Source organism: Nonomuraea sp. NPDC050153 (assembly GCF_044460125.1).
In the GTDB taxonomy this organism is placed as follows: Bacteria; Actinomycetota; Actinomycetes; order Streptosporangiales; family Streptosporangiaceae; genus Nonomuraea.
The window spans coordinates 98,695-109,357 of the sequence record NZ_JBITJQ010000040.1 but is presented as its reverse complement, the minus strand read 5'-3'; the positions used below and the strand labels follow the sequence as shown (position 1 = coordinate 109,357).

12 protein-coding genes are annotated in these 10,663 nt (G+C 71.0%); 4 read left to right on the top strand and 8 right to left on the bottom strand.

Annotated elements, in window-relative coordinates; all coding sequences use genetic code 11:
• Positions 1–91 precede the first annotated feature (91 nt).
• On the top strand, positions 92–688 hold the full coding sequence (locus tag ACIBQ1_RS53240; protein ID WP_397290197.1) for a TetR/AcrR family transcriptional regulator: 597 nt from the start codon (positions 92–94) through the stop codon (positions 686–688).
• Positions 689–811: 123 nt separating this feature from the next.
• Positions 812–1,342 (top strand): hypothetical protein, encoded by a 531-nt coding sequence (locus ACIBQ1_RS53235; RefSeq protein WP_397290195.1) that lies wholly within the window; start codon positions 812–814, stop codon positions 1,340–1,342.
• Between the two features lie 117 nt (positions 1,343–1,459).
• Here the strand turns inward: ACIBQ1_RS53235 and ACIBQ1_RS53230 are convergent, their stop codons facing one another.
• The 7 genes from ACIBQ1_RS53230 to ACIBQ1_RS53200 form a co-directional block, all read right to left on the bottom strand.
• Positions 1,460–2,536 (bottom strand): SPFH domain-containing protein, encoded by a 1,077-nt coding sequence (locus tag ACIBQ1_RS53230; protein ID WP_397290193.1) that lies wholly within the window; start codon positions 2,534–2,536, stop codon positions 1,460–1,462.
• A gap of 3 nt (positions 2,537–2,539) precedes the next feature.
• Positions 2,540–2,971: an NfeD family protein gene (locus ACIBQ1_RS53225; protein WP_397290191.1), complete on the bottom strand. Its 432-nt coding sequence runs from the start codon at positions 2,969–2,971 to the stop codon at positions 2,540–2,542.
• A 72-nt stretch (positions 2,972–3,043) separates the two neighbouring features.
• Positions 3,044–4,216: an Ig-like domain-containing protein gene (locus ACIBQ1_RS53220; protein WP_397290189.1), complete on the bottom strand. Its 1,173-nt coding sequence runs from the start codon at positions 4,214–4,216 to the stop codon at positions 3,044–3,046.
• Between the two features lie 73 nt (positions 4,217–4,289).
• Positions 4,290–5,393 (bottom strand): fumarylacetoacetase, encoded by a 1,104-nt coding sequence (gene fahA, locus ACIBQ1_RS53215; protein ID WP_397290187.1) that lies wholly within the window; start codon positions 5,391–5,393, stop codon positions 4,290–4,292.
• A 14-nt stretch (positions 5,394–5,407) separates the two neighbouring features.
• On the bottom strand, positions 5,408–6,181 hold the full coding sequence (locus ACIBQ1_RS53210) for a hypothetical protein (protein WP_397290185.1): 774 nt from the start codon (positions 6,179–6,181) through the stop codon (positions 5,408–5,410).
• On the bottom strand, positions 6,163–7,332 hold the full coding sequence (locus ACIBQ1_RS53205) for a homogentisate 1,2-dioxygenase (protein ID WP_397290183.1): 1,170 nt from the start codon (positions 7,330–7,332) through the stop codon (positions 6,163–6,165). Before ACIBQ1_RS53205 ends, ACIBQ1_RS53210 begins: the two co-directional genes overlap by 19 nt.
• A gap of 79 nt (positions 7,333–7,411) precedes the next feature.
• On the bottom strand, positions 7,412–8,041 hold the full coding sequence (locus tag ACIBQ1_RS53200) for a helix-turn-helix domain-containing protein (RefSeq protein ID WP_397290181.1): 630 nt from the start codon (positions 8,039–8,041) through the stop codon (positions 7,412–7,414).
• Positions 8,042–8,095: 54 nt separating this feature from the next.
• On the opposite strand from ACIBQ1_RS53200, the gene ACIBQ1_RS53195 reads away from it, so the two are divergent.
• Positions 8,096–8,746 (top strand): hypothetical protein, encoded by a 651-nt coding sequence (locus tag ACIBQ1_RS53195; RefSeq protein ID WP_397290179.1) that lies wholly within the window; start codon positions 8,096–8,098, stop codon positions 8,744–8,746.
• Between the two features lie 124 nt (positions 8,747–8,870).
• Positions 8,871–9,335 carry a hypothetical protein gene (locus ACIBQ1_RS53190; RefSeq protein WP_397290177.1) on the top strand — a complete coding sequence of 155 codons (465 nt, stop codon included), beginning with the start codon at positions 8,871–8,873 and terminating at the stop codon, positions 9,333–9,335.
• On the opposite strand, the gene ACIBQ1_RS53185 is transcribed toward ACIBQ1_RS53190, so the two are convergent.
• Entirely contained in the window at positions 9,327–10,568 is a 1,242-nt protein-coding gene (locus ACIBQ1_RS53185) for an MFS transporter (RefSeq protein ID WP_397290175.1), read from the bottom strand. The genes ACIBQ1_RS53190 and ACIBQ1_RS53185 overlap by 9 nt on opposite strands.
• Positions 10,569–10,663 lie beyond the last annotated feature (95 nt).

Genomic DNA, 10,663 nt, shown 5'->3' with positions numbered 1-10,663 from the left:
ATCGGTAAGCCGTATGCGGGAAAACCGCACGTACGGAATTGAAAGGGGGATGGGGAACCGGGCCTTCACGGCACCGCGCCCCTGACTACCAATGGCCAGACAGCGGGCGTTCGACAGGGAAGCGGCGCTGGAGACGGCGCTGCTCGCGTTCTGGCGGCACGGCTACGAGGCGACCTCGATCGCCGAGCTGACCGCCGCGATGGGGATCCGTCCCCCCAGCCTGTACGCGGCCTTCGGCGACAAGCGGCGGCTGTTCGAGGAGGCGGTGCGCCGCTACCAGGAGACGTACGGGGCCTTCACGACCCGCGCCCTCGCCGAGGAGCCGACCGGACGCCAGGCCATCGAGCGCGTGCTGCGCGAGGCCGCCATCGAGTATTCGAACCGATCGCACCCGACGGGGTGCCTGATCATCACGGCGGCGGTGAACTGCGGGCCGGAGTCGGCCGAGGTCGAGGAGCTGCTACGCGACTTCAGAGAGGGCAGCAAGGCGGCGCTCAAGGCCCGGATCGACGAGGACCTGTCGGCCGGCCGCCTCCCGCCCGGCACGGACCCGGCGGGCCTGGCGACGTTCTACGCCGCCGTCATCCAGGGCATGTCCACCCAGTCCCGCGACGGCGCCCCCCAGGCCGACCTCCTCCACATCGCCACCCTCGCCATGTCCGCCTGGCCCAAAAGCGACATACTGTAGTCATTTGGCTACCGAAAGTAGGGGCTCCAGGATTGGAACCGCCGCCATCCGTGCAACGCGGTAGCAAGATTGCTACGTGGTTGGCCGATCACACGGAGTGCGCGAAGAAACGAGGATGGGGCCGTGATCACCTGGGATTTCCACGTCACTCTGAATCGGGCGCTTACCGACGAAGAGCTGGATGCTCTGTTCGAGGCTGGTCTGGATGACTGCACGGTATCCGGAGACAAGGATGGCAGCGTCTATGTGCTGTGCGACCGCGAGGCGGACAGCATGCTGGATGCGATCGCCTCCGTGATCGCCCAGATCAAGACGGTCCCCGGTCTCTGGCCCATCGCCGTCGGGGAGGACGACGGCGTGACGCTGGGCGACGCCGCCCGTCGGCACGGTGGGCGCACGCAGGCCAGCCTGCGCCAGCTCGCCGCAGGGCAGCGGGGCCCCGGCGGTTTTCCCGCTCCTCTCATCGAGGCCGACAACATCCGTCTCTACTCGTGGGCCGAGATCTCCGAGTGGTTGCGCACGCGGATGGGGGACGACATCCCGCCGGAAAATCCGGATGTCGCTCTGGCGGACGCGCTCGTGAGGCTCAGCTGCCGGGCCCGAGCCGCACATCGGGAAGACGGGCTTCGCCACCTGTTCGAGGTCATCGCCTGACCACACGTCACACCGTCGACCTCGGACCTCGCCCCTCGCTGCCGCACCCCGAGCGCGAAAGCCTCACTCCTCGACCTTCAGCCGGAGGCGCCCACGGGTGGGCGCCTCTGTGGGGTGTCAGCGCTCGGCCTCGGTGTGCTTGCGGTCCAGGTCCGGGAACGGGGGCGGCTCCTCGACGCCCTGGGTGAGCTGGCGCGGGCCGTCGGGGCTCTCGGCATCCTGGGCGTCCGCCACCGCCTCGGCCGCCGCCTCCGAGGCCTTGGCCACCTCCTCGTCGAACTCCGCCGTCTGCGGCGCCTCCTCCCGCGTCGCCGCCGAGCGGGGCAGGGCCTCCGTGAACGCCTTCGAGACCCCCTGCAGCGCCGAGGTGACCTCGCTCGGGATCACCCAGAACGTGTTGCCGTCGCCCTGCGCGAGCTGCGGCAGCACCTGGAGGTACTGGTAGGCCAGCAGCTTCGGGTCGGGGTCGTTGCGGTGAACGGCCTGGAAGACCTGGTCGATGGCGCGCGACTGGCCTTCGGCCTCCAGGATGGCGGCGGTGCGCTGGCCCTCGGCGCGCAGGATGCGGCTCTGCTTGTCGCCCTCTGCCGTGAGGATCTGCGACTGCCGCTGGCCCTCGGCGTTGAGGATCGCGGCCCGCTTGTCGCGCTCGGCCCGCATCTGCTTCTCCATCGCGTCCTTGATGGTCTTGGGCGGGTCGATGGCCTTGATCTCGACGCGGTTGACGCGGATGCCCCACTTGCCGGTGGCCTCGTCGAGCACGCCCCGGAGCTGGCTGTTGATGGTGTCGCGCGAGGTGAGGGTCTTTTCCAGGTCCATGGAGCCGACGACGTTACGCAGCGTGGTGACGGTCAGCTGCTCGACGGCCTGGATGTAGTTGGCGATCTCGTACGCCGCCGCCCGCGGGTCGGTGACCTGGAAGTAGAGGACGGTGTCGATCTCGACGACCAGGTTGTCCTCGGTGATGACGGGCTGCGGCCGGAAGGAGACCACCTGTTCGCGCAGGTCGATCATGGGGTAGACGCGGTCGACGTAGGGGATGACAAAGCTGAGACCCGGCTTGAGGGTGCGGTGGTAGCGGCCCAGGCGCTCGACGTTGCGGGCCCGCGCCTGCGGGACGATCCGCACCGCCTTGAGCACGGTGAACACCGCGAAGAGTATGACGAGCAGTCCGACCAGCAACAGCGGATCCATGAGTCACTCCCGGGGATATACGAGGGCTGTCGCCCCTTCGATCTCGATGATGTCGACGGTCGCCCCTGTGGGGATCACCAGCGTCTCGTCGTAGGCGCGCGCCGACCACTCCTCTCCCCCGATGCGTACGCGACCGTCGCGGCCCGTCACCTCCGAGACCACGTAGGCGGGCTTGCCGACGAGCGCTTCCACGCCGAACCGCTGCAGCGGAGGCTGCCTGATGTGACGCATCGCGATCGGCCTGAGCACCAGCAGACCTGCCGCGGACGACAGGGCGAAACACAGCAACTGCAGGGGCACGGGCAATCCGATGACGGCGGTGAGGGCGGTCAGGAGCGCCGCCGCGCCCAGCAGCCCGAGTGAGGCCGTGAGGGTGAATATTTCGGCCACGCCGAGCACCACCGCGAGGATTACCCAGATGATCCATTCATCCATGTCCGGCCCTCCTGATGGGACAACGGGCCTGAGTTCGTGACTGGTTCCCCCCTCTCTACCGTAATCCTGGAATCAACCCGACGGCACCCATCCGCCCGTGGGACCGGCCCTGAACAGGGCACTTCCCTCCCGCCACTTCTCCCACGGGAGTTGCCAGAAGCCCCATCCGTTGTTCCATTCGAGCCGGCGGTCGGTGCCGACGATCGTGACCGGGTCGCCGCGCAGCGAGCCGTCGTAGAACCAGGCCGCCTGGTCGGGCCGGGCGTTGACGCAGCCGTGGCTGACGTTGGCCCGGCCCTGCGCCCACACGTTGTCCTTGGCGTGCACGTATTCGCCGCTGTTGGAGATGCGCACGGCGTGGTCGATCAGCAGGTCGTAGTAGCCGGGGTCGCCCTTGACCCGGCCGGGGGAGATCATGCGGACCGGGTTGCCCTTGTCCATGGTCAGGTGGATGCCGCTGGTCGTGGTGTATTCGGGGGTGGTGGCCATGCCCGCGCTGATGGCCATCCGCTGCGCGATCTCGCCGTCGCGGCGGACGATCATCTGGTGGGTCCGGGTGTCGATCGTGCTGGTCTGCCTGCGCCCGACGGTGAAGGCGAAGGTGGAGTCGGTGGTGCCGTGGACGCCGGCGCCCGCGCGGACGCCGGCCAGGTGCGCGGTGACCGTGACCTGCTGGTGGGGCGCCCAGAACCGGCGGGTGCGGTAGATCACCTGGGTGTCGCTGATCCACCGCCACGCGCCCTCGACCGGGGTCTCCGCCTTGACCTCCAGTGCCCGCTCGACGGCCGCCTTGTCCGCCACCGGGGCGTCGAAGTCGATGATGACCGGCATGCCGGCGCCGACCGTCTCGCCCGGCAGCGGCGCCGTCGCGGCCACCTGGAACGGCCTGCCCGCGGACCGGGTGTGGAAGCGGCCGACGGCGACCGTGGCCGGGCCGCGGGCGCCGTCGGCCGTGACGGACACCGTGTACTCGGCGGCGGGCCTGAGCGTCCAGGCGGAGCGCCACGTCGTGCGGGAGTCGTCGAGCCGGCCGGGCACCTGCTGCCCGCCCTCCGAGACCAGCACCCGGCTGAGCGTGCCGCCGCGGGCCTTGACCACCAGGCCGCGGTCGGTGCGGGCCCGCTTGGAGTCGAGCGCCGGCGAGACCCGCACGACCGGGGGCGGCGACGGGGCCTCGGCCGTCACCGAGGAGCAGCCGCAGACCATGAGGAGGAAGGCGACACAAGTCATCGCGGCCCGCCGCATGTCACTCCTTCTGTCCGAGGGAAGGGGCGGTCCCAGGGTAGCGGCGAGTCAGCAGGCAAGCACGTTGAGTCACTTACGCGACAGTTCCGGAGACCTCCCCCAAGGTCAGGGCGCCGGCGGTGGCCCGGATCGTCACCGTGTCCCCGTCCTCCAGGAACGAGCGCGTCTCGCCGCTCGCGAGCTTGAGCGGATCGGTCCCGTTCCAGGTCAGCTCGATGAACGAGCCGCGCTCGCCGCGCGCGGGCCCCGAGATCGTGCCGCTGGCGAACAGGTCGCCGGTCCGCAGGGAGGCCCCGTTCACCGTCATGTGGGCGAGCATCTGGTCGGGCGTCCAGTACATGCCCGCGTACGGGGGCCGCGACACGACCTCCCCGTTGAGCAGGACCTCCAGGGAGATGTCCAGCCCCCAGTCGCCCCGCCTGCGCAGGTAGCCGGCCGGCTCGGGGTCCTGGGCGCGGCCGGGGACGCGGGGCAGCGCCTCCAGCGGCGTGATCCACGGCGAGATCGAGGTGGCGAACGACTTGGCCAGGAACGGCCCGAGCGGCACGTACTCCCACGACTGGATGTCGCGCGCGCTCCAGTCGTTGACCAGCGTCACCCCGAACACGTGGTCCTCGAAGGCCCCCGCGGGCGAGCCGAGCTCGGTCGGCACGCCCACCACGAACCCCAGCTCCGCCTCGATGTCCAGCTTCGCGCACGGCCCGAACACCCCGCGCCCGAGCTGCCCGTGCGGGCGCCTGACCGGGGTGCCGGACACCACGACCGTGCCGGCCCTGCCGTGGTAGCCGACGGGCAGGTGGCGCCAGTTGGGCTGCAGCGGCTCGGTGCCGGGCCGGAAGATCTGGCCGATGTTGCTCGCGTGGTCGATCGAGCAGTAGAAGTCGACGTAGTCGGCCACCTCGAACGGCATGTGCAGCCGCACCTGCTCCAGCGGGACCAGATGCCGCTCGGTCACGGCGACGTCGCCGGTGAGCTTGTTCCGGATCAGCGTCCTGGTGTCGCGCCAGGCCGTCCGCCCCCGGGCCATGAACGGGTTGAGCGAGGGCGACTCGAAGACCTCGTCGTGCAGGGCGGGCGCCAGGTCGAGCACCTTGTCGCCGTAGCGCACGCCCACGCGGGGCGCCTGGCCCGGACGCGAGAACACGCCATAGGGCAGGTTGTCCACTCCCCAGCTCACGAAATTTCCCTCCGTCACGCGATCAGCCCCAGTGTGCGCAGGTCCTCGACAGGGATGCTGGTGCTGCACGAGCCATAGCTCACCAGCAGCCGCCGCGCCCGCTTCGCGGTGTCTTCCGGTACGCCCTGCGCGAGACGTACGAGATGCCCGACGTCGGTGGTCCGCAGTACGGGCACCGGGTCGCGTCCGTCGACGGCCTCGCAGACGGCGAGCAGCAGGTTCAGGAAGCCGTGCCGGTCGACGCCCAGCGTGGGGTCGAAGTGGCGTACGGCGTGGTGCAGCCCGGCCGTGGCCTTGAACGGGACGTCGCGCTCGACGCAGCACCCGATGAAGGCCGCGAGATGCTCCGCCGGCGGGAACGTGTCGGCCGTCAGGCCGCCGCAGCGCACCTTCAGCCCCACCCCGCCGGGCACCTCGACGCCCACCTTCCCCGCCGCCACCTCCACGAAGAGCCGCACGCCCGCCGGCAGCCGGAGCCGGCCGGCCAGGGCCTCGATCGTCGTGCCCGGCGGCAGCCGGATCTCGACGAAGTCCACGGGCAGGTCGTCGAAGGCGGGCACCTCCTCCTGGTCCACGATCAGCCCGATCCGCCGCGGCCGGTAGTCCATGTCGCGCAGCCGGTGGAGCCGGCTGGCCGGGCACAGGAACCGGTGCGTGAGCACGGAGCTGCCGTGCTCCAGATCGCGCCGGTTGCGTGCCAGCGCCTCGTCCATGTGCAGGGACGTCGGCGGGAACAGGCCCGCGTCGTCCACGAGTGCCGTGTACACGCTCATCGTGACCAGGTCCACGCGTAGCCGGTGTCCTCGCAGGACAGAGCGCCCTGCCCGAGGTCGAGCGGGCGGAACGTGTCCACCATGACGGCCTTCTCGCTCGTCGTCGTGATGCCCCGGGAGACCGCGTCGATCACCGCCTCGACCGCGCCGGGCTGCGGCCCGTGCGTGAACCCGGCGGGATGCAGCGAGATCGACCCGACGTCGATGCCCGAGCCCTTGCGCGCGGAGTAGTCGCCGCCCACGTAGAACATGAACTCGTCGGAGTCCACGTTGTGATGGTTGTACGGGATCGGCACGGACTCCGGGTGAAAGTCGAGCGGCCGCGGGCAGAACGAGCACACCACGAACCCCGGCCCCTCGAACGTCTGGTGGACGGGCGGCGGCGCGTGCGTCTTCTTCACGATCGGTTCGAAGTCGTCGATGTTGAACGCGAACGGGTAGAGGTAGCCGTCCCAGCCCACCACGTCGAACGGGTGGTTGCGGTAGACCAGCCGGGTCAGCCCGCCCCGCGTGCGCACGAGCACCGGCACCTCCTCGCCCTCGACCGTGAACGGCTCGGCGGGGCTGCGCAGGTCGCGCTCGCAGTAGGGGGCGTGCTCCAGGAACTGCCCGTACTGCGACAGGTAGCGCTTGGGCGGTCTGATGTGCCCGGCCGCCTCGATGGCCAGCACGCTGACCTGGCCGTCCGGCACCCAGCGGTGGATCGTTCCGGTCGGGATGACGACGTAGTCGCCCTCGCCGGCCTCGATCACGCCGTACGTGGACTCGAAGCGGACCCGGCCGCCCTGCACGTAGACGCACTCGTCGCCCATCGAGTTGCGGTAGAGCTCGCTCGGCCGGTCGCCGGCGGCGTACGACAATCGGACGTCGCCGTTGCCCGCCAGCAGCAGGCGCCCCGAGACCAGGTCTCCCGCGCCGGACAGCTCCTGCGTGCGGAAATGGCGCGGCGAGAGCGGCAGGTTGGGCTCCAGCCGGGTCTCCACCGTCGGCGTGACGGCCTCCGCCTTGACGATCGCGGTGGGCAGGTAGCGGTGGTACAGCAGCGAGGAGTCGGACGAGAACCCTTCCTCGCCCATCAGCTCCTCCGCGTAGAGACCGCCGTCCGGCCGCCTGAACTGCACGTGCCGTTTGCGCGGCACCTCCCCAACGACGCGGTAGTACGGCATCCGCTGCCTCCATAGTGTCCGCTTACCGGACGGATATGTCCTCTATATGTAACAACCGTCCGCCATCGGCCTGGAGATGTCAACCCAGCGCGGCGGCCAGCTCGGCGGCTGCGGCGACCACCCGAGGCCCCGTGGACTCCTCGAGCGGCCCGAACGTCACCACCCCCACCGACGCCTCCAACCAGGGCAGCCCGGTGACGGGCGCGGCGACGCCCCGCGCCCCTTCCTGCAACTGCCCCTCCGTCGCGAAGTAGTCGTGACGCCCCTCGCGCAGCGCCAGGATCGCCTGCCCCGCCGCGCCTTTGACCAGCGGATGGCGCGAGCCCTCGCGGTAGGCCACGTGCATGTCGGTCCAGGACGGCTCCACCACCGCCACGGCCAGCCCGTCGTCGCCCTCGGCCACGGTCAGGTGCGCGGTCGCGCCCACGTCCTCGGCCAGCCGCCGCAGCGTCGGCACCGCCGCGGCGCGCAACAGCGGCTGCACGGCCTGGGCCAGCACCAGCACCCCGAACCCGAGGTGCACCCGCCCCTCGGCGTCCCTCCGCACGAACCCCTCGTTCATCAGCGTCGTCAGCAGCCGGTACACCACGGGACGGCTCAGCGACAGCTCGGCGCTCAGCTCGGTGGGCGTCCGTCCGCCCTTCCCGTCGGCGAGCAGTCTCAGCAGGCGAAGCCCGCGTTCCAGGGTCTGAGCGGATTCAGCGGCCATGCGAACGATTATCCGGTGACTCTCCGTGCGGCGCGGGTACATAGCCCGTGGGGGGTGACGATGAGGCAGTGGTGGGTGTTCCTGCTCGCAGGCCTCGCCATGTGCGGATTGTCCGCCGCCGTGTCCGCCACCGTGTTCGCCACTGTGCCCTCGCTCACCATGACCCTGGTGTCCCGGCAGGTCCCGCTCGACCCCGTGGACGGGAGCCTGGTCGAGGACACCTTCTACGTCACCCGGGGCATCGAGGTGCGCCAGCGGCTGCTGCCCACCGCGAAGGGCGCCACGTTCCGCCCCGCCTACCTCGCCGTCGGGATCAAGGTCGACCGGAGCGGCCGGCTGTACGGCACGCCGCAGCGCTCCGGCACCTACCTCGCCGCCGTCCGGATGTGCGCGGGGCAGACGTGCCGCGACCAGCGGCTCACCCTCGTCGTGCTCGCCAACGTGCCGTGGGAGCCGCGCTCGCTGACCTTCCCCGGCCGGGCCGGCACCCCGCTGAGCGGGGAGATCGGCATCAACGGCGGCCCGGAGGGCGTGATCCCGACGTTCACCGTGACCGACCGCGCCAAGCTGCCCCGCGCCGTGACCATCGGGCCCGACGGCCACGTGGGCGGCGTGCCCGCGGCCCCGGGCGTCTCCGAGGTGCCGGTCCGGATCTGCGTGGCGGGCAACTGCGCGGGCGTCGTCGTACGGCTCATCATCGCCTGAAGCCTCCCGGCGCACCCGCGGTAGGGCCCGCCTCACCGGAACTCGGCGGTCAGCGGGCATGCTCCGGCCCAGCTCAGGAGCGGACACTTCAGGCATAGCCGCTTCAATCCACGGAGGCAATGCCATGACCACCGTCCTGGACTCACGCAGAACCGACCTGCCGCCCGTCGTCCACACCGCCGCCATGCTCTGGCTGGCGGCCGTCGCCTTCGGGGCGCTGGAGACCGTGCTGGTGGTCTCCGATCAGCTGTTCACGGGCAGCGCCACGGTCGCCGGCCTGCTGCCGCAGGTCGGGATCCGGCTGGTGGTGTTCGCGGCGGCCGTCTTCATGGCGCTGCGGCTCAAGGCCGGCCAGAACTGGGCGCGCCTGACCCTCGCCGTGACGCTCGGTGTCTTCGGCACGCTCTCGCTCGTGATCGAACCCGTCCAGTGGCTGCTGGCCGGCGGCTCGATCGGCGAGGCCGTCGCCGGGGCGGACGCGATGGGGCTGCTCTTCGCGGGCAGCCGGATCCTGCACGTGGTGGCCGTGCTCGGGGCGATGACGCTGATGTTCCAGCCCAGGGCCAACGCCTACTTCAAGTCAGCTTGAGATCGGCTCCCGCTCGGGGGCGCGCAGGTTGCGCACTCCGGGGGCCAGCAGGGCGGCGAGGGTGGACAGCACGATGATGACGGCGCAGGCGAGCAGCGTCTCCTCGGTGCCGAACAGGTCGGCCGCCTGCCCCGCCAGCAGCAGCCCGATCGGCCCGAACATCATCGACCCGAGCGCGTCGTACGAGCTCACCCGCGACAGCGACTCGGCCGGGACCTCGCGCTGCATCGTGGTCTGCCACAGGACGCCGAACAGGTCGAAGCACACGCCCAGCACGAACGCCCCGATCACGATCGCCCAGAGCGGCGCGTCCAGCCCGAGCAGCGCGTACGGCAGCGCGGGCGGCAGGCAGAGCAGCACGGCCACCAGGATCGGCCGCCGGGGCCGCAGCCGCATGGCGGCCAGCACGCCGACGATCGTCCCGACGGCCTCGCCCGCCAGGAACGCCGACCAGGCGGCGGGACCGCCCAGGGTCTCCTTCGCGATCAGCGGGCCGAGCACCCCGTGACCGGCCTGGATGGCCATGACCATCAGCGAGAACTGCGCGACCACCACCCAGATCCACTGCCGCGAGCTGAACTCCCGCCAGCCGTCCCGCAGATCGGCCAGCACCGAGTGCCGCTCCCGCGAGGTCGCGACCGGATCCATCCGCAGCAGGGCCAGCAGCGCGCCCGCCACCGCGAACATCGCGCCGCTCACCACCAGCGCCCAGCCCCCGCCGAACAGCACCACCGTGCCGCCGCCCAGCACCGCGCCCGCCACTCGGGAGGCGTTCTGGCCCAGGCCGAGCAGGGCGTTGCCGGCCTGCAGCCGGTCGGGCGGCACGACCTCGGGGATGATCCCGGTCAGCGCCGGGAACATGATCGCCGTGCCCACTCCGGTCAGCGCCGCCGCCGCGGACAGCGCCGGCAGCGGGGTCCAGCCGGCGAGCAGCATCGCGGCCAGCGCGAAGAACCCCACCGCCATCAGGGACTCGCCGGCCATCATCACCCACTTGCGCGGCAGCCGGTCCGCGAGCACCCCGCCGAACAGGATGAACACGATCATGGGCACCGACTCGGCGGTGAGCACCACCGAAAGGGTCGCGGCGGTGGCGCCGGGCAGGCCGAGGACGCCAAATGCCAGGGCCACGGGCGCGAACGCGCTGCCGAGGACCGAGAGGGTCCGCGCCGACAGCAGCAGGGCGAACCGGCGGTCCCGGAGCAGCCCGAGATCGCTGAGATAACTGTGCACCGGCCTGCCCCCCTGAAAACAGCCAAACCATGCCATTCTGCCGGGTTCCCTCGCTGATGTCGCCTGAATATTGGTCCGCTGACAACTCCGGAAGC